At 60.3% G+C, this 20,577-nt stretch carries 17 protein-coding genes; 8 read left to right on the plus strand and 9 right to left on the minus strand.

The genetic code is table 11. The annotated features are described in order from the left end of the window. Positions 1 to 55 precede the first annotated feature (55 nt). The 3 genes from dnaJ to grpE all read right to left on the minus strand — a co-directional run bounded on the left by dnaJ (position 56) and on the right by grpE (position 3,866). Complete coding sequence (gene dnaJ, locus INR99_RS13585; protein ID WP_194116893.1) at positions 56 to 1,183, minus strand: molecular chaperone DnaJ; 1,128 nt, start codon at positions 1,181 to 1,183, stop codon at positions 56 to 58. Positions 1,184 to 1,263: 80 nt separating this feature from the next. Then, positions 1,264 to 3,213, minus strand: a complete 1,950-nt coding sequence (gene dnaK / locus INR99_RS13590) for a molecular chaperone DnaK (protein WP_194116894.1) — start codon at positions 3,211 to 3,213, stop codon at positions 1,264 to 1,266. 128 nt (positions 3,214 to 3,341) lie between these two features. Continuing rightward, positions 3,342 to 3,866, minus strand: a complete 525-nt coding sequence (gene grpE / locus INR99_RS13595; protein WP_194116896.1) for a nucleotide exchange factor GrpE — start codon at positions 3,864 to 3,866, stop codon at positions 3,342 to 3,344. 179 nt (positions 3,867 to 4,045) lie between these two features. Here grpE and aceA point away from each other — a divergent pair, with 179 nt between their 5' ends. From aceA to INR99_RS13610, 3 genes are all read left to right on the plus strand, one after another. Continuing rightward, a complete protein-coding gene (aceA, locus tag INR99_RS13600; protein WP_194116898.1) occupies positions 4,046 to 5,326 on the plus strand; it encodes an isocitrate lyase in 1,281 nt (426 codons plus the stop codon). 76 nt (positions 5,327 to 5,402) lie between these two features. Then, positions 5,403 to 6,989 carry a malate synthase A gene (gene aceB / locus INR99_RS13605; RefSeq protein WP_194116900.1) on the plus strand — a complete coding sequence of 529 codons (1,587 nt, stop codon included), beginning with the start codon at positions 5,403 to 5,405 and terminating at the stop codon, positions 6,987 to 6,989. 190 nt (positions 6,990 to 7,179) lie between these two features. After that, positions 7,180 to 7,785, plus strand: coding sequence for a glutathione S-transferase N-terminal domain-containing protein (locus INR99_RS13610; RefSeq protein WP_194116901.1), 606 nt, complete (start codon positions 7,180 to 7,182; stop codon positions 7,783 to 7,785). A gap of 6 nt (positions 7,786 to 7,791) precedes the next feature. Here INR99_RS13610 and INR99_RS13615 read toward each other — a convergent pair whose 3' ends face one another. Together INR99_RS13615 and INR99_RS13620 are read right to left on the minus strand one after the other, a co-directional pair. Beyond that, the gene (locus INR99_RS13615) at positions 7,792 to 9,039 is read right to left on the minus strand and encodes an HD-GYP domain-containing protein (RefSeq protein WP_194116902.1); all 1,248 of its coding nucleotides are present in this window, start codon (positions 9,037 to 9,039) and stop codon (positions 7,792 to 7,794) included. Positions 9,040 to 9,201: 162 nt separating this feature from the next. After that, positions 9,202 to 11,196 (minus strand): UvrD-helicase domain-containing protein, encoded by a 1,995-nt coding sequence (locus INR99_RS13620; protein WP_194116904.1) that lies wholly within the window; start codon positions 11,194 to 11,196, stop codon positions 9,202 to 9,204. A 136-nt stretch (positions 11,197 to 11,332) separates the two neighbouring features. Between INR99_RS13620 and INR99_RS13625 the strand changes: the two genes are divergently transcribed. Next, positions 11,333 to 12,265 (plus strand): flagellar brake protein, encoded by a 933-nt coding sequence (locus INR99_RS13625; RefSeq protein ID WP_194116905.1) that lies wholly within the window; start codon positions 11,333 to 11,335, stop codon positions 12,263 to 12,265. Between the two features lie 61 nt (positions 12,266 to 12,326). Here the strand turns inward: INR99_RS13625 and INR99_RS13630 are convergent, their stop codons facing one another. Both INR99_RS13630 and pxpB read right to left on the minus strand, forming a co-directional pair. Further along, complete coding sequence (locus INR99_RS13630) at positions 12,327 to 13,262, minus strand: 5-oxoprolinase subunit C family protein (protein WP_194116907.1); 936 nt, start codon at positions 13,260 to 13,262, stop codon at positions 12,327 to 12,329. Then, the gene (gene pxpB, locus INR99_RS13635) at positions 13,255 to 13,917 is read right to left on the minus strand and encodes a 5-oxoprolinase subunit PxpB (protein ID WP_228098318.1); all 663 of its coding nucleotides are present in this window, start codon (positions 13,915 to 13,917) and stop codon (positions 13,255 to 13,257) included. Before pxpB ends, INR99_RS13630 begins: the two co-directional genes overlap by 8 nt. 75 nt (positions 13,918 to 13,992) lie before the next feature. Here pxpB and INR99_RS13640 point away from each other — a divergent pair, with 75 nt between their 5' ends. Continuing rightward, complete coding sequence (locus tag INR99_RS13640; RefSeq protein ID WP_194116909.1) at positions 13,993 to 15,276, plus strand: cyclic di-GMP phosphodiesterase; 1,284 nt, start codon at positions 13,993 to 13,995, stop codon at positions 15,274 to 15,276. A 1-nt stretch (position 15,277) separates the two neighbouring features. Next, entirely contained in the window at positions 15,278 to 17,182 is a 1,905-nt protein-coding gene (locus INR99_RS13645) for a PAS domain-containing hybrid sensor histidine kinase/response regulator (RefSeq protein WP_194116910.1), read from the plus strand. An 8-nt stretch (positions 17,183 to 17,190) separates the two neighbouring features. On the opposite strand, the gene queG is transcribed toward INR99_RS13645, so the two are convergent. After that, entirely contained in the window at positions 17,191 to 18,258 is a 1,068-nt protein-coding gene (gene queG, locus INR99_RS13650; RefSeq protein WP_194116912.1) for a tRNA epoxyqueuosine(34) reductase QueG, read from the minus strand. Between queG and tsaE the strand changes: the two genes are divergently transcribed. Together tsaE and INR99_RS13660 are read left to right on the plus strand one after the other, a co-directional pair. Then, entirely contained in the window at positions 18,253 to 18,753 is a 501-nt protein-coding gene (gene tsaE, locus INR99_RS13655; protein ID WP_194116914.1) for a tRNA (adenosine(37)-N6)-threonylcarbamoyltransferase complex ATPase subunit type 1 TsaE, read from the plus strand. The two genes, queG and tsaE, sit on opposite strands and share 6 nt — an antisense overlap. Before the next feature lie 29 nt (positions 18,754 to 18,782). Then, a complete protein-coding gene (locus INR99_RS13660; protein WP_228098319.1) occupies positions 18,783 to 20,099 on the plus strand; it encodes an N-acetylmuramoyl-L-alanine amidase in 1,317 nt (438 codons plus the stop codon). A gap of 45 nt (positions 20,100 to 20,144) precedes the next feature. On the opposite strand, the gene INR99_RS13665 is transcribed toward INR99_RS13660, so the two are convergent. Continuing rightward, positions 20,145 to 20,522 (minus strand): response regulator, encoded by a 378-nt coding sequence (locus INR99_RS13665; RefSeq protein WP_194116917.1) that lies wholly within the window; start codon positions 20,520 to 20,522, stop codon positions 20,145 to 20,147. Positions 20,523 to 20,577 lie beyond the last annotated feature (55 nt).

Here is a 20,577-nt window from a genome sequence, read left to right on the forward strand (position 1 = left end):
TGTATCGCCACAAGAAGCTTGATAAACAAAGCTGCCAGACACATACCCCAAGCCATCAGCTTGCGAAGAAATCCTTCACCTTATCCATGAAAGACTTGGCGCGGGGATTCTGTTTGTCGGATTCGCCGCGACCGATCTCGTCAAACTCCTTCAACAGCTCCTTCTGGCGGCTGGTGAGATTGACCGGGGTTTCCACCATGATGTGGCACATCAGGTCGCCGGTAATCGCCGAGCGCACCCCCTTGATCCCCTTGCCGCGCAGGCGGAATACCTGACCGGTTTGCGAACCCGCTGGGATGCTGATACGTGCCTTGCCATCCAGCGTCGGAATTTCGATCTCGCCGCCCAGTGCTGCCGTGGCAAAGCTGATCGGCATTTCGCAGTGCAGATCATTGCCTTCACGCTGGAACACGCTATGCGATTTGATGTGCATGACCACATACAGATCACCGGGAGGGCCGCCATTTACCCCTGCTTCACCCTCGCCGGATAGCCGGATGCGGTCCCCCTCGTCGACACCGGCCGGGATCTTCACCGCCAGCGTCTTGGTCGTCTGTACACGGCCAGTGCCCGAGCACTTGCGGCACGGGTCGGGAATGTACTTCCCGCTGCCGTGACAGGTCGGGCAGGTCTGCTGGATACTGAAAAAGCCTTGTGACACACGCACCTGACCATGCCCGCCACAGGTGTGGCAAGTCTTGGCTTCCGTACCCGGCTTGGCGCCGGTGCCATGGCAGCTATCGCATTCATCATGCGATGGAATCTTGATCTGCTTCTCGACGCCGCGTGCGGCCTCTTCCAGCGAGATTTCCAGGTTATAGCGCAGATCGGCACCGCGGTAGACATTCGAGCGGCCACCACCACGACCTCCACCGAAGATATCGCCGAAGATGTCGGAGAAGGCATCAGCAAAACCACCGCCACCGCCACCGAAACCGCCGCCCATGCCGGCCTGGGGATCAACGCCCGCATGGCCATACTGGTCATACGCCGCGCGTTTCTGCTTGTCGGACAAAATCTCGTAGGCTTCCTTCGCCTCCTTGAACTTGTCCTCGGCCTCCTTGCTGTCCGGATTGCGGTCCGGATGATATTTCATCGCCAGCTTGCGGTAGGCCTTTTTGATCTCGTCATCGCTGGCATCACGGTTAACGCCAAGGATGTCGTAAAAATCTTTTTTTGCCATGATTGCTTCACCATGCAGACACAAGGGCGCAGCGCATCAGGATGACTCCCGACTGGCTGCGCCCCGGTGATGGAAGGAACTTACTTGTTGTCTTTCACTTCGGTGAATTCGGCATCGACGACATTGCCGTCATCCTTCTTCTTGCCGTCATCGTGGCAGTCGCCTTCGCAGGATTCGTTGCCGCAACCGTGCTCGCCCTGAGCAGCGCCAGACTGGGCATACATTGCTTCGGCAACCTTGTGGCTAGCCTGGGCCAGCGCTTCGGTCTTGGCTTCAATGGCTTCCTTGTCGTCGCCCTTGACCACCTCTTCCAGATCCTTGATGGCGGCTTCGATCTTTTCCTTCTCCGCCGCATCAACCTTGTCGGCGGAATCGGTCAGCATCTTCTTCACCGAGTGAATCATGCCTTCGGCCTGATTCTTGGCAGTCACCAGCTCATGCAGCTTCTTGTCTTCCTCGGCATTCAGCTCGGCGTCGCGCACCATGGCCTGGATTTCGGCCTCGGAGAGACCGGAAGATGCCTGGATGGTGATCTTGGCTTCCTTGCCGGAGGCCTTGTCCTTGGCAGACACGTGCAGGATACCGTTGGCGTCGATGTCGAAGGTTACTTCGATCTGCGGTACACCGCGCGGAGCCGGCGGGATGTCACCCAGATTGAACTGACCGAGGCTCTTGTTGGCCGAAGCCTTTTCGCGCTCGCCCTGCAGCACGTGCACGGTCACGGCAGTCTGGTTGTCGTCTGCGGTGGAGAACACTTGCGAAGCCTTGGTCGGAATCGTCGTGTTCTTCTGGATCAGCTTGGTCATGATGCCACCCAGCGTCTCGATACCCAGCGACAGCGGAGTCACATCCAGCAGCAACACATCCTTGCGGTCGCCACCCAGCACAGCGCCCTGAATCGCCGCACCAACGGCCACGGCTTCGTCCGGGTTCACGTCACGACGGGCATCCTTGCCGAAGAATTCCTTCACCTTGTCGATGACCTTGGGCATGCGGGTCTGACCACCGACCAGGATCACGTCATCAATGTCGGAAGCCTTCAGGCCCGCGTCCTTCAGTGCAACACGGCACGGCTCGATCGAGCGCTCGATCAGATCATCCACCAGCGACTCGAACTTGGCACGGGTAATCTTCAGCACCAGGTGCTTCGGACCGGTGGCGTCCATGGTGATGTAGGGCAAATTCACTTCGGTCTGCTGGCTGGAGGACAGCTCGATCTTGGCCTTTTCGGCGGCTTCCTTCAGGCGTTGCAGCGCCATCACATCGTTCTTGAGGTCGATGCCCTGCTCTTTCTTGAATTCGCCAATGATGTAATCAATGATGCGTTGGTCGAAGTCTTCACCACCGAGGAAAGTGTCGCCATTGGTGGCCAGTACTTCGAACTGCTTGTCGCCATCAACGTCGGCAATTTCGATGATGGAGATATCGAAGGTGCCACCACCGAGGTCATACACGGCGATCTTGCGGTCGCCCTTTTCCATCTTGTCCATGCCAAAAGCCAGCGCAGCAGCGGTCGGCTCGTTGATGATCCGCTTGACCTCAAGACCGGCGATACGGCCGGCATCCTTGGTGGCCTGGCGCTGGCTGTCGTTGAAGTAAGCCGGAACGGTAATAACAGCCTCGGTCACCTCTTCGCCAAGGTAGTCTTCGGCGGTCTTTTTCATCTTGCGCAGTACTTCAGCCGAAATCTGCGGCGGCGCCATTTTCTTGTCGCGCACCGATACCCAAGCGTCGCCATTGTCAGCCTTGACGATGGCAAACGGCATCAGGTCGATGTCTTTCTGGACTTCCTTGTCTTCAAAACGGCGGCCGATCAGGCGCTTCACGGCATAAAGGGTGTTCCGCGGGTTGGTCACAGCCTGACGCTTGGCGGGAGCGCCCACCAGAATTTCACCGTCTTCCTGATAGGCGATGATCGACGGAGTCGTGCGAGCGCCTTCGGCGTTTTCGATAACCTTGGGCTGACCGTTTTCGATAACGGAAACACAGCTGTTGGTGGTGCCCAGGTCGATACCAATAATCTTGCCCATGATGTCTTACCTCAAAAAAACTGATGAGAAATGCGGGTTAAACCGTATTGGCCAACCGCTTCAATTAACCTTGTCGTGAAAGTGGGGATGGCAAAGCAACATTCAAGCCCCCCAAAAAATTGCCGACCTTACTTGGCGGCGGCGACGACCACCATCGCCGGACGCAGCACGCGACCGGAGAGGCTATAGCCCTTCTGCATCACGTTCACCACGGTATTGGCTTCCTGGTCAGCCGGGACAGCAGAAATCGCCTGGTGCAGGTTCGGATCGAGCTTGTCACCTACCGCTGGAGCGATGTCCTTGAGCTCGAATTTTTCAAACGCGGAAACCAGCGATTTGTGGGTGAGATCCACCCCCATTTTCAGGGCATCGAAATTGCCGCTAGTGTCCAGCAACGCCATTTCCATGGCGTCCTTCACGGCCAGCAGCTCGCGGGCAAATTTCTCGACCGCGAATTTGCGCGCTTTGTCGAGTTCTTCCAGCCCACGGCGACGGATGTTTTCACCTTCGGCACGGGCGTACATCACGTCCTGCTTCACTTTTTCCAGTTCGGCCAGGGCATTGGCGAGTTGCTCGTCCAGCGAGGGGCTCGCAGCCGGTTCTTCGTTGATGACGGCGGGTTCGCCATTCTGATGCAGTTCTTCGTTGCTCATGCGGTCCTCCAAATCAGATCAGGACAGCAGATGGGGATACCCCTGTGCATTTCAAGGGGATTGGTGCACAGTTTTTGCCATCAGCATCGAGAATCCGCTTCATCAGAATATTGTTGTTGCAGCGCAATATTTTTCTGCTTCAATGGACAGGTAACTCACTGATTCCGCTGGAGACCATGATGACACTTGCAGCACAACGCATTGCCCAATTGCAGCAGGACTGGACCACCAACCCGCGCTGGCAAGGTATCCAGCGTCCGTATTCGGCAGCCGATGTCGAGCGTCTGCGCGGAACCGTATTGGTCGAACACACGCTGGCCCGCCGCGGCGCGGACAAGCTCTGGAAACTGATGCACGAGCTGCCCTATGTCCATGCCCTGGGCGCACTGACAGGTAATATGGCCATGCAACAGGTCAAGGCAGGCTTGAAAGCCATCTATCTTTCGGGATGGCAGGTCGCCGCGGACGCCAACATTGCTGGTGAAATGTACCCCGACCAGTCGCTCTATCCGGCCAACTCCGTCCCTCAGGTGGTACGCCGCATCAACAACACCTTCGCGCGTGCCGACCAGATCCACCATGCCGAGGGCGACGACAGCATCGACTGGTTTGCCCCCATCGTTGCCGATGCCGAAGCCGGCTTTGGCGGTGTGCTGAATGCCTTCGAGCTGATGAAAGCCATGATTGAAGCGGGCGCCGCCGGCGTACACTTTGAAGACCAGCTCGCCAGTGTGAAGAAGTGCGGGCACATGGGCGGCAAGGTACTGGTACCGACCCGCGAAGCCGTCGAAAAGCTGGTAGCCGCCCGGCTGGCCGCCGACGTGATGGGAATTCCGACCATTCTGATTGCCCGCACCGATGCCGAAGCCGCCGACCTCCTGACCAGCGATGTGGATGACAACGACAAGCCGTTCTGTACCGGCGAACGCACGCCGGAAGGCTTCTACCGCACCATGCCGGGCCTGCAGCAGGCCATCAGTCGCGGATTGGCTTACGCACCCTACGCCGATCTGGTGTGGTGTGAAACCGGCAAGCCGGATCTGGACTATGCCCGCCGCTTTGCCGAAGCCATTCATGCCAAATTCCCGGGCAAGATGCTGGCCTACAACTGCTCGCCGTCGTTCAACTGGAAAAAGAATCTTGACGACGCCACCATTGCCAAGTTCCAGCACGAGCTGGGCGCAATGGGCTACAAATTCCAGTTCATTACCCTGGCGGGATTCCACGCCCTGAATTACGGCATGTTCAATCTGGCTCACGGCTACGCCCGCACTGGCATGAGCGCGTTTGTCGAGCTGCAGCAGGCCGAATTCGCGGCTGCCGATCGCGGCTTCACGGCAGTGAAGCATCAGCGAGAAGTGGGCACCGGCTATTTCGACCAGGTTACCCAAGTGATCCAGCAAGGACAAAGCTCGACCACTGCACTGACTGGCTCGACCGAGGAAGAGCAGTTCCACTAAGCCGGATTATCAACGGTTCCGACCCGCCTGCCCCATGGGCAGGCGCTCGTCTGTCATAGCCTCAGGGAGACAGCCCATGAACAATATCCCCGTCGGCGTACTCACGCCGCTAGCGGCCGACAGTAGCCAGGCCAATATTCTCTCGCAGGATGCGCTGTATTTTCTAAGCCAGCTTCATCGCAAATTCGAGCCCAAGCGGCGGGAACTGCTGGCGGCCCGCGCCGAGCGCCAGGCCCGCCTTGATGCGGGGGAAACACCGGATTATCTGCCCGAGACAGCCGACATTCGCAGTGGCAACTGGAGCATTGCGCCACTGCCGCCGGATCTGCTTGATCGGCGGGTTGAGATCACCGGCCCGGTCGAACGCAAGATGATGATCAATGCGCTCAACTCTGGCGCAAAATCGTTCATGGCGGACTTTGAGGACTCCAATACGCCCACGTGGCAGAACCAGATCGAAGGTCAGCAAAACATCATCGACGCCTACCGCCGTACCCTGGGCTATACCAGCCCCGAGGGGAAGGAGTACCGGCTCAACCCGCAGATCGCCACTCTGGTGCTGCGCCCGCGCGGCTGGCATCTGGACGAAAAGCATGTCACCGTCGACGGCGAAATTATGTCGGGCAGCCTGTTCGATTTCGGACTGGCCGCCTTTCACAACCTGCGCTATCAGGTGGAGCATGGCTCGTCCTGTTATTTCTACCTGCCCAAGATGGAATCGCATCTGGAAGCGCGGCTGTGGAATGATGTGTTTACCTTCACCGAATCTTTCCTCGGCGTCCCTCATGGCATCATCAAGGGGACGGTACTGATCGAAACTATCCTTGCCGCATTCGAGATGGACGAAATTCTGTATGAATTGCGCGATCATTCCGCTGGACTGAATGCTGGCCGCTGGGATTACATTTTCAGCTGCATCAAGAAATTCCGCCGCCGGGAAGGATTCTGCCTGGCCGAGCGCAGCAAGATCACCATGACGGTACCGTTCATGCGTGCCTATTCCCTGCTGCTGCTGAAGACCTGCCACCGGCGCAATGCACCGGCGATGGGAGGGATGAGTGCCTACATTCCGGTGAGAAGTGACCCTGCCGCCAACGAAAAAGCGCTGGCCCAGGTCAAGAGCGACAAGGAGCGGGATGCGGGGGATGGCTATGACGGTGGCTGGGTGGCTCATCCCGGACTTGTCCCCGTGGCAATGGCAGCCTGGGACGCCGTATTGGGCGACAAGCCTAACCAGATAACCAAGCAGCGCGATGACGTTACGGTGCGCGCCAGTGATTTGCTGGATTTCCAGCCGGAGACCCCGATTAGCGAAGCGGGGCTGCGCAACAACATCTCGGTCGGCATCCAGTATCTGGCTTCGTGGCTGACCGGCCAGGGCTGCGTCCCGATCCACAACCTGATGGAAGATGCAGCCACCGCCGAAATCAGCCGTTCACAGATTTGGCAATGGCTGCGCAGCAGCAAAGGTGTTCTGGATGATGGACGCAAGGTCGATGTTGCGCTGTTCAAGGCCCTCCTGCCCGAGGAAGTGGCGAGCATCCGCGCCAGTGGCAAATACTCCGCCACACTGGATGAAGCCGCTCGTCTGTTCGACCAGATCACCACAGCCGAAGAATTCGTGGAATTCCTGACTCTTCCCGGCTACGCCCGGCTGGCCTGACCATCGAACTTTGCCTGCACTATGTAGTCGTAACTGGCCAGGCGCTGCCTGGCCAGTCTTTCTTACAGGCAGCAATCACCAGACAAACAACACTCGCAGTGGCGTTGCGCCCAGCGCGCTGGTTTGCGCAACTGCCCCCACGCTAGAATATTGAAAAAATAACCTGCTTACGCGCAGAGCCCGGCCCCCCATGAAACTGATCACCACCCCGAATAGCCCCTATGGCCGCAAGGTCCGCATCGTTCTGGCAGAAAAACGTATCGATTATGAACTGCTGCTCACCGACCTGAGCCAGCCCGATCATCTGGCGGTGGCTCACAACCCACTGGGCAAGGTGCCGGTACTGCTGCTGGATGACGGCAAGCCGGTATACGACTCCAGTGTGATCGTCGATTACCTCGACCACATTTCCCCCGTCAGCCGGCTATTGCCGGACAGCCCCCGGCAGGCCGTGAGCGTCAAGCGCCGCGAGGCCCTTGCCGACGGAATCGTGGATGCGATTGTCGCAATCGCTCTGGAGCGTCGCCGTCCGGAAGCACAGCAATCTGCCGACTGGATCAGCAAGCAGCGCAACAAGATTGATCGGGGCATCATTGCACTGGCCGAAGATCTGGGCGACAAGAAATACCTCATCAATGACAACTATGGTCTGGCCGATATCGCCAGTGGCGTCATGCTGGCCTATCTGCGCTTTCGTCTGCCGGAAATCGTCTGGCAGGACGAACACCCCGCTCTGGATCATTACCTGCAGCGACTCGAAGAGCGTGCGTCGTTCCAGGAAACCCGCCCGGCCTGAGCCGTGTCAGGCCGGTACGGCCTCGCCAACAGCAACGCGATGCACCACATCGGGTTCGGCGGCAATCAACGCCAGCAGGTCCGGCTCCAGCAGATGCCGGTCCAACCTCAGCTGCAGCAACTTCAGAATGGCCTCCGGGCTCATGGCCTTGCGGTAGGGTCGGTGCTGCGCCAACGCCTGATACAGATCAGCCACATGGATAATGCGCGCCTCGAGCGGCATTTCCCCGGCATGCAGGTGAAACGGATAGCCACGGCCATCCGGTGTTTCGTGATGCCAGGCTGCCCAGCGGGCAATTTCCTCGGCCCCCTTCAAACGCTTGAGCACCATATAGGTCGCGAAGCTGTGCGAACGCATGATGCCAGCATCGTGTTCGTTCAAGCCGCAGGGACTATCGAGGATGTCATCGGGAATCTGCAGCTTGCCGATATCGTGCAGCAAGCCGGCAATCTCGATGGCGGCGCACCGATCATCTCCCAGCCCCAGTCGGCTGGCAAAAAACCGGGCCAGCCTGGCAACACCCAGTGAATGCTCGGCAGTAAACGGAGATTTGGCATCAATGATATCTGCCAGCAGATAGGCCCCCGCCACAAACTCTTCCGCACTCAGCACCGTTCCATCATCCAGCGCCCGCATTTCTTCCTGATAATCAAGCACACATTCGCTATCGAGCATCAGCCAGAAGGCTTCACGAGAGGATGCATCCGCAAACACCTCCACCCATTGCGGTGCAAACAGGCTGCCACTCAGCGCAATGATCTGCTCGCGCAACGAGGGTGCCATGGCCAGCGTGCTGCGATCGGCGTAACTGGCACGCGAGAGCGCATCAATACGATCGGCCAGATACACCAGATTGGCTGCCAGTGCGGTCTCGGGCTGGCTGCGGTACAACTCGCTCGCAGCCAACAGTTCCCAGCGGGTATGGTGATGCCGCACCAGTTCGGCCATCGGCGCCAAGGGAGCGCAGCGCAGCAGCAATGCGGCCCCTCGCTGACAATGCGCATCTGCACCGCGCCACTCCAGTTCGGCGGTCAGTGATTGATGCACCGCCGTCGATGAAACGCCGCAATCATGCAGCAGGCCGGCATGATAGAAACGCTTGCGGCTTGCCGCATCACCGCCAGCAAGTACTGCGAGCTCGGCAGCCAGCAGGCCGACTCGCCGGCCATGCCAGGGGTCATCCAGACCGACCAGATCGACGGCATGGGCAACGGTAAAGATGTAATCCTGCAGCGATACGGCGGGGAGCGTCATGGCGGCACATCCTGACATCAAGCTGTATACAGCATAGCCGGAACATGTCACCTTGCCAGCGATTTCCTGCCTGACGCCGCCCGATGGCAAGCCCAAATACTCACAACCCTATCCCGATACAAGCCAGTTAAAACAATATTTACATGGCTATACCCATAAAAATCAGGATAACTTGGCTAGTAAACTGGCCGCCATACCGCGCGCTTCCTGTTTGGTGATCGCCGGGGTGTTCTTGTCGGGAGCCAGGCGCCCCGAGAAACGCACATCCTCAACCGGCATTTCCTTGAGAAAACGGCTGGGCTGCGTAATTTGCCATTCGCCGGCGCGGCGGCGCTTGCCGCACCAGGTGATGGTCAGCGTGCGCTGCGCCCGGGTGATGCCGACGTACATCAGCCGGCGCTCTTCCTCGACGGTGCCGGCCTCAATGGAATTCTGGTGTGGCAGGATTTCTTCCTCGCAGCCAACCAGAAACACATGCGGGTATTCCAGGCCTTTCGACGCGTGCAGCGTAGTCATTTTCACCGCATCGACCTCTTCCTCGTCGCGCCCTTCGAGCATGGTGATCAGCGCAATCGTCTGGGTAAGTTCAAGCAGGTCCTTGCCGTCGCGCTCGCCCTTCTTGGCGATCCAGTCGACGAAATCCATCACCGTGTTCCACTTGGTCTCGGCCGGGCGCGCTTCTTCGCTGTCATACAGCCAGGTTTCGTAGTCGATGGCCTTGAGCATTTCCATCAGCAGGGGACCGGCTGGCTCGCGCGGCGCGCGGAACTGCATGCGGCCGATGAAATCGGCAAAATCTTTCAGTGGCGTGTACTGCGCAGCCTGCACCTGATGGATGAACCCCTCCTCGTATACCGCCGCATACAGCGATATATTTCGCTGCTGGGCATATACCCCGAGCTTCTCCAGCGTGACATTGCCGACACCGCGTTTGGGCGTCGTCACCGCGCGAATAAAGGCCGGGTCGTCCTTGTCGTTCACCAAGAGGCGCAGATAGGCGAGGATGTCCTTGATTTCAGCCTTGTCGAAAAACGACTGCCCGCCGGAAATCTGGTAGGGAATCCGGTGCTCGCGCAGCGCCTGCTCGATGATGCGCGCCTGGAAGTTGCTGCGATACAGGATGGCGTAGTCCTTGAAGTCGGTCTGCGCTTCGAACTTGTGCGCCAGCAGCTTCATCGCGATCAGCTCGGCTTCATGCTCCTCGTTCTTGGTTTCGACCACCTGGATCGGATCGCCCACGCCCAGCTCGCTCCACAGGGTTTTCTCGAACAGCTTGGGATTGTTGGCGATCACCGCATTTGCACAGCGCAGGATGCGGGCCACCGAGCGGTAATTCTGCTCGAGCTTGATCACACGCAGCTGCGGAAAATCGTCCTGCAGCGTGCGCAGGTTTTCCATGTTCGCGCCGCGCCAGGCGTAGATCGACTGATCGTCATCCCCCACGGCGGTGAACTGGCCGGAGACATTGCACAAGAGCTTCACCAGATCGTACTGCGTGGTATTGGTGTCCTGGCACTCGTCGATCAGCAGGTATCTGAGCCGCGAACGCCATTTCTGCAGAACGTCGTCATTGCGCTCCAGCAGATCGACCGGCAGGCGGATCAAATCGTCAAAATCGACCGCCTGATAGGCCGTCAGCGTGTCCTGATACTGGCGGTACAGTCGCGCCAGATGCATTTCGCCCTCGCTGGCGGCGTTGCGGAGGGCATCATCCGGGCCGATGCGGTCGTTTTTCAGCAGCGAAATCTGGCTGACCGTCTGGCGGATCAAGCCCTTGTCGGTAGTCTGCAGGATGTCCGAAATGATCTTCCAGGCATCCGCGGAATCCAGAATCGAAAACTGCGGCTTGTAGCCCAGATGCCTGGCTTCTTCGCGCAGAAAACGCATGCCGAGGCTGTGAAAGGTCGAGACAGTCAGCCCGCGCAGCATGGGCGCGGGCAGCAGGGTGGAGACCCGCTCCTGCATTTCACGGGCCGCCTTGTTGGTAAACGTGATCGCCGCAATATTGCGTGCATCCATGCCGGCGGTTTCGATCAGGTAGGCGATTTTCTGCGTGATTACCCGCGTTTTGCCGGAACCGGCGCCCGCCAGCACCAGACAGGGGCCACCCAGATATTGCACGGCAGCACGTTGCGCGGGATTGAGCGTATGCAGCATGAAAAAACCTTGCCGATCAGTGTTTTGCAGGCGGCGAATTCTATCACGTGCACAGTCAGGCGTCTGCGCATTGGCAAGCTGTCGGTTCTGGATTACAAATGCAAGGTGAATCACCACTTTCTGATATTGCACCTCCATGGCCGATGACGATCTCCTGCCGCTGCGCAAATCCGACCTGCAAGTCGGCGTGGCCTTGCCTTACCCGGTCTATGACCGGCAGCGCCATTTGTTGATCGCCGCCGGCGACGTCATCCAGAATGAAAAACAGGTCGAAGTGCTGCTCAAGCTGGGGGTATTCCGCAATCCGCAATGGAGCGGCCTGCGCAGCAGCCCGCCAGCCGGCGGCGCGCGCGTGCACCGGGACACGGACGAGCAACAGGAAGTAGCTACCGCCAAAGCTGCACCGGCACGCGCCACAGCCAAAACCCTCAACCAGACCAAACTGCTGCCCGGGATGGTGGTGCATGTGCAATCAGCAGGCGATGCACTCAAACCCAAGGCGGCAGTCAAGCTGATCGGCTGGCTGGAAAAAACCGCAGTGCTGGTCAGCGCCACCGGTGCCAATGGGGCCGTGCTGCCCTTCCGTGACGATGAGGTACTGCAGTTCAAGGCCATTGCCGGGAAGGACATCATCAGCTTTTTCGCGCCGGTGATGAAAATGAGCTACACGCCCTACCCGCTGCTGCATCTGGCCTGGCCTGAGCAGGTGCAGATCCATCAGCTGCGCAAGAGTCTGCGGGTCAATACCCGGCTGATTGCCAGTGTCAGCAATGCCCGGCGCGGGGACGCACCAAGCGCCTCTGCCCGCATGATCAACCTGTCGGCCGGCGGCGCGATGCTGGAAAGTCGCGATCTGCTGGGCGAGAAAGGCGATGAGCTGCTGCTTGGCCTGCGCATCCCGGCGGCAGGCGAGTCACACACCCTGAGTGTGCGGGCACTGATCCGTAATATCCATGAAGCCGAAGTCAGCCATGAGGGTCAGGGCTACGGACTGGAGTTTGTCGAGTTGCCAATGGCGGAACGGCTGATCCTGGAGCATTACATCTACCAGACGCTGCTGGAAAACTAGATACACGGATATGTATAAGCCCGGCAGGCCTTATTAAATTGACTCACAGCAACATACCCATTCACCACCTAATCAGCAAGCGCTGTTGCACATGCTGCAGCCACTGCTGTTGCGCACGCAGGGCCGTCAGCGCGGCAGCTTCATCCACCGGAACAAAACGCACGGCCTGGCCCGGCCGCCACTGCGCACAGCGCCAGAGATCGGCAGCAATCACCTGCCCGATCACCGGGTAACCACCGGTCAGCTGAGCATCTGCCAGTAGCACAATTGGCAGACCGGCCGGTGGCAACTGGATCGTACCCGGCAACACCGGATGGGAAAACAGGCTCTCGCTGTGCGCCAGCACCAGCGACTCGCCACTCAGGCGCAAGCCCATGCGGTTGCTCTGCGGCGACACCTGCCAGGCCTGTCCGTGCCAGAGCGCTCGGCTTTCAGCATCCAGCCAGTCTACTTGCGGGCCGGGCAACACCCTTACCCAGTCAGTCATCCCCGGCGATCTGACACCGCGCCGGCAGGGCAACCAGTGACTCTCTCCCAGCGGCAAGCGATCTCCGGCGGCCAGCGCCCGCCCCTGCCAGCCCCCGAAACCGGCAGCCAGCCGGGTGCTGCGGCTACCCTGCACCTGCGGCACAGCAAGCCCCCCTGCCACTGCCAGGTAGCTGCGCAGCCCGGCATTTGGTGCACCGATCTGCAATTCGGCGCCGGCGGGCAGCAGGAAACTGCTGGCAACACCGCGCGAACGGCCATCAACCGACAGCGGAGCCGGCGCGCCGGTCAGCGCCAGCCAGCAGTCATGATCACTGCGCACCCGGGCCTGCCCGAAGGTCAATTCGATCAGTGCGGCATCGGCGGAATTGCCAACCAGCCAGTTGGCAAGCCTTGCCGCCAGCGGGTCCGCCACTCCACCTTGCCCCATCCCGGCGCTGGCGGCATTCACACAGCCCAGGTCCTGAACGCTCGCCAGCACACCGGCTTTGAGAATGTGCAGCTCAGCCATGCGACACCGTTGGCACAAACTGCACTATATCTCCCGGCTGCAGACGCGCGGCGGGAGTTGCTTGCGGGTCAAACAGCGGCACAACAGTGCGCCCGATCAACTGCCACCCCCCCGGCGCGGCCTGCGGATAGATTCCCGTCTGAGCCCCCCCGATTCCGACACTGCCTGCCGGCACCACCTGCCGTGGCGTGGCGCGTCGCGCGCAGGTCAGCTGCGGGTCAAGCCCGCCCAGATAGGCAAACCCCGGCAGAAAACCCAGGCAATACACGCGATACTCCGGCGCGGCATGCCGCTCGATCACCTCGGCCTGCGACAGGCCGGTCGCCTGCGCCAGTTCGGCGAGATCAGGCCCGGCAGCCCCGCCGTAGCTCACCGGGATAGCGTGCCGGCGCAACGACGAAAGCTCGGCGGGTGTCGACACCTCCCAGGCTTCCAGCAGCATGCCAGCCACCGCATCGCCCGAATCCCGCAGGGGGTCAAAGCGGATAGCGAGGTGATACACCCCCAGCACGAGCTGCCAACGCGGGTTTTGCAGCCGCTGCGCGAGCTGCCAGAGCCGCTGCTGACTGGCCAGCCCCTCCGGAACGCGCAACTGCCGCATGCCCTCACCCAAGGCAAACACGTGGGCCTGCCCGGGACTTACTGGCTGCGGCATGTGTTTCCCCTGTCATTTTGCTGCGTTGCATCCATACTGTCATAGAGTTGACCGACCGCCCGTATTTTGACTGACATGACCACATCCAGCCATACCGTTGAAGGCCATTACCTGACTCCGGAGCAATTGCAGATCGGGCTCTTTATCCATCTGGACATGCACTGGATGGATCACCCGTTTGCACTGGGCAGTTTCAAGATCAAATCAGCCGAGCAGATTGCCACGCTCCGGCAGCTGGGCCTGAACCGCATCCGTTACTCACCGGAACAAAGCGATTGCGACCCCCTGCCGCTTGCGGTCGGGACAAGCGAGGCGGAGCCCACTCCCATAGCCGAGCCGGATCCGGAGCTGCTGGCACGTCTGGCGGCCAAGCGGGCGGCACAGGAGCAGGCCGAACGCCGTCGGGCGCTGCTGCAGGCATGCGAACGCGATTTCACCCAGGCGGCGCAGGTCGTGCGCCAGATCAACAAGCAGATTTACGCCCGGCCGAAAGAGATCGCAGCCGAGGCCGGCCAGCTGGTCGGGCGCATGCTGGATTCGCTGCTGGCAGAAAGCGATATCGCCCTGCAGCTGATGAACGACAAGGCGGCCAGCGAGGACCTGTATTTTCACTCGTTGAATGTGTCAGTGCTGGCACTGCTGCTGGCGCGAGCCATCGGCTTGCCACGGGAGCAGCTGCATGAACTCGGGGTTGCCACACTGCTGCATGATGTCGGCAAGACGCGCATCCCCGACCGGGTGCTGCTCAAGACCGAATCACTGACACTGGCCGAGCGCAAGCTCGTCGCCCAGCACTGCGAATGGAGCGTCGAGGCGGCACAGGCCGCGGGGTTGTCGCAACGCATCCGCAACATCATCCTGCAGCATCACGAGTTGGCCGATGGCAGCGGCTACCCGCAGAAACTCAAGCTGGATGCCATCGATCCACTGGCGCGCATTCTGGCAATCGTGAATTACTACGACAACCTGTGCAACCGCATCAACCCGATCGAATCACTGACCCCGCACGAGGCGCTGGCGCAGATGTTTGCCCAGCACCGCCAGCAATTCGACCCGCAACAGCTGGGGATTTTCGTACGATGCATGGGGGTATACCCACCAGGATCAGTCGTACAGCTATCCAACGAGCTATACGCCATGGTGGTATCCGTCAACACCAGCCGCCCGCTAAAACCGACCGTGCTGGTTCATGATCCAGACGCGCCACGCGAGGATCCGCACATCATCAATCTGGAAAACGAGAGCGGTCTCAACATCAGCAAATCACTGAAAGTAGCCCAGCTGCCACGCAGTGCTGCGGACTACCTCAGCCCGCGCAAGCGCACGACGTATTTTTTCCGACCGAACGACGAGGGCTAGCATGGCGATTGCAGCCCCTCCCGCCGAACTCCTGCTGGCCGCCTGTACCGAAAGCCTGCTTCTCGTGCATGGCCGTACCCTGGAAATCGTCTACGCCAACCCGGCAATCAGCCTGATGCTGCACTATCCCGCGGAAGCGCTCGCCGGGTTGCGCATCACCGAAATCGAGTCGGGGCTTTCCGAGCTGTTTTACTGGGAAGAAGTCGCTGCCGGCGAATTCCGCAACATCGATGCCATGCGCAGCGAATACCGCCGCCATGATGGCAGCCTGCTGCAGGTAGAACGCAGTGTGCGGCACATCGACTGGCAGGGGCAGCCCTTTCTGCTGATCAGCAGCAGGGACATCAGCAATATCGTCCTGCAAGAACAACTGAGCAGCCGCAGTGCGGCCCTGTTTGCCACGATTCTGGAATCCACCGTCGATGGCATTCTGGTCACCAATCTGGAAGGGCGGATCGAGCACTTCAACCGCCGTTTTGCCGAGCTGTGGCAGCTTTCGGATCTGCTGCTGCAGGGCAACAGCCAGCAGATCCGTGCCAGCCTGCATGCCCAGGTCGCCAACCCGCAGGAAGTACTGCTGTGGGAACAGTGCCTGCGGGATTTCCCGGCACAGGAATTCCGCATGAGCTGCCCGCTGCGTGACGGCAGGGTCTTCGAGGTGTCCTCGCGTCCCCAGTTATTGCAGGAGCGCGTGATCGGCCACGTCACCAGCTTTCATGACATTACCCGGCTGAAACAGAACGAAGCCGCCCTGCTCGAAGCGCGGGATCAGGCCCAGGCCGCCAGCAAGGCCAAATCGGACTTCCTGTCGCACATGAGCCATGAATTGCGCACGCCGCTGAATGCCATTCTCGGATTTGCCCATCTGCTGCGCGAAGATGCTGACGACAGCAGCCGCGAGATGCTCGGGCATATTCTCACTGCCGGCCAGCACCTGCTGGGCCTGATCAACGAGGTGCTTGATCTGGCCAGCATCGAGGCCGGCCGTTTGCAGCTGCATTGCGAAAGCATCGAGCTTGGCCCGGTCATCAGTGACTGCCTGACCCTAGTAAAACCGCTGGCCGCCGCCCGCGACATCCGCCTGCAGATCCCGTCTCTACCCTCCGGTCAGCGGGTTCAGGCCGACCCGAAGCGCTTGCGCCAGATGCTGATCAATCTGCTGTCGAATGCAGTGAAATACAACCGGCCACAAGGCAGTGTCACCATCGCAGTCGGCCCCAACGGACAAGGGATGTGGCGCATTACCGTCAGCGACACCGGCCGTGGCATGAACGAAGAGGAACTATCCCGGCTGTTCCAGCCATTTTCCCGAGTAGGCCGGCAACAAAGCGAGATCGAAGGCACCGGCATCGGCCTGGCTTTTACCCGCAAACTGGTCATGCTGATGCATGGAGCAATTGGCGTCAGCAGCGAGCCCGACATCGGCAGCCGTTTCTGGATTGATCTGCCTGCCTGTAGCGCGCCGGCGACCCTGCCGCCGCGCCCTCCCGAATTAGCCAGCCCGGCCAGCCAGTCGGCCACGCTGCTCTATATCGAGGATGACGAACTCAATCAGCGCGTACTGCAAAGCATTCTGGCCAGACAGCGGCCGCAGTACTGCCTGCTGCTGGCCGGTACGCTGCAGGATGGCCTGCTGCTGCTGGAGCAGTCGCAGCCCGATCTGGTACTCCTGGATCTGCATCTGCCCGATGCCCAGGGACTGGAAATGCTCCAGCGGGTACGCTCGACCAGTGCCGGACGTACGACACCGGTTCTGGCGCTCTCGGGAGATCTGGATATTGACACTGCGGCGGCCGCCCTGGAGGCCGGCTTTGGCGGCTATCTGGGCAAGCCACTGGAGATCGACAAGGCACTGGCCAGCATTGACGACATGCTGGCCGCCCTGCGCCTGTCACGAGGTGGCTGACTCAGCAGCTAGACCATCACCCCGTGCTGCTCCAGCGCCCAGAGCACATGTTCGCGCACCAATTCGCTCGGGTCGGCGGCGCGCGATTGCAGTGCAGCAATCACCGCCGGCGTGGAAGGCGCATTGCCGAGCCCCACCGCCAGATTGCGCAGCCAGCGCTCGTGGCCGATGCGATAGATGGGGCTGCCGGCCAACCGCGACAGGAAGTCGCTCTCGCTCCAGGCAAACAGCTCAGCCAGTGTCACATCATCCAGGCCGTTGCGGACATGGAAATCGCTCTCGGCCGTGGTCACGGCAAAGCGGTTCCAGGGGCAGACCAGCTGGCAATCGTCGCAGCCGTATACCCGGTTGCCCAGCATGCGGCGAAATTCGACCGGGATGCTGCCTTGCAGCTCGATGGTCAGGTAGGAAATGCAGCGACGGGCATCCACCTGATACGGGGCGACAATCGCCTGCGTCGGACAGGCATCCAGACAGCGGGTGCAGCGGCCGCAATGCTCAAGGGGTTCTGGTTCATCCAGCGGCAGAGCCAGATCGGTGAACAGCTCGCCGAGAAAGAAATACGAGCCATAGTCGCGATTGAGCAGCAGGGTATGCTTGCCACGCCAGCCCTGCCCGGCATTCACCGCCAGCGCCACTTCCAGTACCGGCGCCGAGTCGACAAACACGCGGTGACCAAACGGACCAATCAGCGCGCCCAGGCGATTGGCCAGCTGCTGCAGACGGTTGCGCAGTACCTTGTGATAGTCACGTCCGAGTGCGTAACGCGACAGATAGGCGCGCTCGCCATCGGCCAGTACGGCATCGGCCGGCGCGCCCTGCGGGGGCTGATAGGGCATGAAAACGCTGATGACCGAACGTGTTCCGGGAACCAGTTCAGCCGGACGGGCCCGCTTGAGCCCGTGCCTTGCCATATAATCCATCTCGCCGTGATACCCTGCCGCCAGCCAGTCGAGCAAGCCTTGCTCGGCATGGGCAAGATCAGTGCCGGAAATGGCCGCGCGGGCAAAGCCCAGCTCCTGCGCCCAGCGCTTTACCGTATCGGCGAGTTCAACCAGATCGAGTTCCGTATGCATAGCCCCGATGATACCGCCCTTTTTGCCGATCTCCTGCTTCCCGACGAAAGTGCCACGCTGGCGCTGGGCGAAGCCATCGCCGCCGCACTGGAAGGCGGGCTGGTAATCGAGCTGGAAGGCGATCTGGGTGCCGGCAAAACCACGCTGACGCGCGGCATTCTGCGCGGCCTGGGCTACACCGGTCGAGTGAAAAGTCCCACCTATACGCTGGTTGAACCTTATTCGATTTCTAACTTATACTTGTATCACTTTGATTTGTATCGCTTTAGCGACCCGGAAGAATGGGAAGATGCCGGGTTCCGCGAACACTTCAACCCGCACAGCGTCTGCCTGATCGAATGGGCAGACAAAGCGGCCGGACTCCTCCCCACTCCCGACTGGCGCATCATGCTGCGTCCGGAAGGTGAAGGCCGGCGCGCCAGAATTGACGTTTTCAGCACACAAGGCAAGGCATGCGCAACAAGGGTATCACTCCCCAGCCCAATGAAATCGTAACATCCGGGCCAATACCCCAAAGACGTCTATTGCTGCAGACGGCTGCTGCCACGCTGTTGCTAAGCGTTATCCCCCGCGGGCGCGCAGCCAGTGACAGCCCGAATGTCGTCGCGGTACGCGTCTGGCCATCGCACGCCTACACCCGGGTTACGATCGAATCGACCGCCCCGCTAAGCTTCAAGCAGTTCCAGCTCAAGGATCCAGAACGCCTGGTCGTCGACCTGGAAGGGATCGACATCAATAGCCAGCTGCAAAGTCTCTCCGGCAAGGTCTTGCCCGATGACCCCTATATCCAGCAGCTGCGCGCCGGCCGCAACAAGCCAGGCGTGGTCCGGCTGGTGCTCGACCTCAAAACCGAAGCCCGCCCGCAACTGTTTACCCTGCCGCCCGTGGCGGAGTATCAGCACCGGCTGGTCATCGACCTGTATCCAGCCCATCAGGATGATCCGCTGCTGGCCTTTCTCAGCGACCACGACGGCGATAGCCCGGCGCCACTGAGCAAATCCGATACGATAGCTTCCCAGCCACAGCGTGCCGATGCATCGGCTGCTGGCGACAGCAGCAAGCCAGCACAGCCCGACAAAAAGCCGCCAAAAGATGAAGTCGTCGAACGCAAGCAACTCAAAGTCGACCGGCTGGTCACCGTCGTGCTCGATCCCGGCCATGGCGGTGAAGACCCTGGTGCGGTAGGGCCAGGGGGAACTTATGAAAAAACCGTGGTGCTCTCGATTGCCCGCCGGCTGAAAACCCTGCTGGAAGAAGATCCGAACGTGCGCGTGGTACTCACCCGCGACGGCGATTATTTTGTTCCGCTCGGAACCCGGGTCAAGAAGGCTCGCGCCGTCAAGGCGGACCTGTTCATGTCCATCCATGCCGATGCCGCGCTGCGTGCTGATGCCAGCGGCGCCTCGGTGTTTGCCCTTTCCGACAAGAGTGCAACCAGCGTGCAGGCCCGCATGCTGGCACAGAGCCAGAACGAGGCGGATCTGATCGGCGGCGTGAAGCTCGACAACAAAAATCCCGAACTGGCGCGGGTGCTGATGGATCTGACGATGACCTCGACCATCAATGACAGCCTCAAGCTAGGCAAGGTCATGCTGGGCGAACTCGGCGACATCAATCGATTGCACAAGCCACAGGTCGAGCAGGCCGGCTTTGCAGTACTGAAGGCCCCGGACATACCGTCCGTGCTGGTCGAGACCGCCTTCATTTCCAATCCGGAAGAAGAAAAGAAGCTGGTTTCGGATGACTACCAGCAAAAGATGGCTCAGGCACTGCACCGCGGCATCCGCAAATTCTTCAGCAAGTATCCGCCGCAGCCACGCACCAAGCTGGCCAATCGCTAGGCACGCGGCTCGACTTGGCAGGCACAACCGCTGCAGACCTCGCGTTTAGTGATCCAGCCCCAGCGCATGCCCAACTGCGGCTAGCAGCTTGGCTGGCGTAAACGGCTTGACGACAAAACCGGCAGCGCCGCTGCCCAAAGCCGTACGGACGCGATCCACCGTCGCCTCGGCGGTGACCATCACGACCTTCGGCGGTGGATCCAGCTTGAGAATTTCAGGCAGCAGCTCCAGACCACTGCGCTCCGGTAGATTGATGTCGAGCATCACCAGCCGCGGATGATGCTGCTTGACCAGCTCGATGACATTGTCGGCATGCGCCGATTCAGCCAGCACATCAATGTCGGCACTGCGCAGGATGGATGACATCACGCCACGCAGCACGCTGTCGTCATCAATGAGAATGCAGGTCGGTTTCCGAGGCATCGTGATCAATTCCGCAAAGGGGTGGCGCGGGGCAGTTATCAACATGCGATATACT

Source organism: Chitinilyticum piscinae (assembly GCF_015223195.1).
Lineage (GTDB): Bacteria > Pseudomonadota > Gammaproteobacteria > Burkholderiales > Chitinibacteraceae > Chitinilyticum > Chitinilyticum piscinae.

Excerpts from the sequence above, each read along its gene's own strand:
- dnaJ (WP_194116893.1), bottom strand. The coding sequence starts at position 1,183 with ATGGCAAAAAAAGATTTTTACGACATCCTTGGCGTTAACCGTGATGCC.
- dnaK (WP_194116894.1), bottom strand. The coding sequence starts at position 3,213 with ATGGGCAAGATTATTGGTATCGACCTGGGCACCACCAACAGCTGTGTT.
- grpE (WP_194116896.1), bottom strand. The coding sequence starts at position 3,866 with ATGAGCAACGAAGAACTGCATCAGAATGGCGAACCCGCCGTCATCAAC.
- aceA (WP_194116898.1), top strand. The coding sequence starts at position 4,046 with ATGACACTTGCAGCACAACGCATTGCCCAATTGCAGCAGGACTGGACC.
- aceB (WP_194116900.1), top strand. The coding sequence starts at position 5,403 with ATGAACAATATCCCCGTCGGCGTACTCACGCCGCTAGCGGCCGACAGT.
- INR99_RS13610 (WP_194116901.1), top strand. The coding sequence starts at position 7,180 with ATGAAACTGATCACCACCCCGAATAGCCCCTATGGCCGCAAGGTCCGC.
- INR99_RS13615 (WP_194116902.1), bottom strand. The coding sequence starts at position 9,039 with ATGACGCTCCCCGCCGTATCGCTGCAGGATTACATCTTTACCGTTGCC.
- INR99_RS13620 (WP_194116904.1), bottom strand. The coding sequence starts at position 11,196 with ATGCTGCATACGCTCAATCCCGCGCAACGTGCTGCCGTGCAATATCTG.
- INR99_RS13625 (WP_194116905.1), top strand. The coding sequence starts at position 11,333 with ATGGCCGATGACGATCTCCTGCCGCTGCGCAAATCCGACCTGCAAGTC.
- INR99_RS13630 (WP_194116907.1), bottom strand. The coding sequence starts at position 13,262 with ATGGCTGAGCTGCACATTCTCAAAGCCGGTGTGCTGGCGAGCGTTCAG.
- pxpB (WP_228098318.1), bottom strand. The coding sequence starts at position 13,917 with ATGCCGCAGCCAGTAAGTCCCGGGCAGGCCCACGTGTTTGCCTTGGGT.
- INR99_RS13640 (WP_194116909.1), top strand. The coding sequence starts at position 13,993 with ATGACCACATCCAGCCATACCGTTGAAGGCCATTACCTGACTCCGGAG.
- INR99_RS13645 (WP_194116910.1), top strand. The coding sequence starts at position 15,278 with ATGGCGATTGCAGCCCCTCCCGCCGAACTCCTGCTGGCCGCCTGTACC.
- tsaE (WP_194116914.1), top strand. The coding sequence starts at position 18,253 with ATGCATAGCCCCGATGATACCGCCCTTTTTGCCGATCTCCTGCTTCCC.
- queG (WP_194116912.1), bottom strand. The coding sequence starts at position 18,258 with ATGCATACGGAACTCGATCTGGTTGAACTCGCCGATACGGTAAAGCGC.
- INR99_RS13665 (WP_194116917.1), bottom strand. The coding sequence starts at position 20,522 with ATGCCTCGGAAACCGACCTGCATTCTCATTGATGACGACAGCGTGCTG.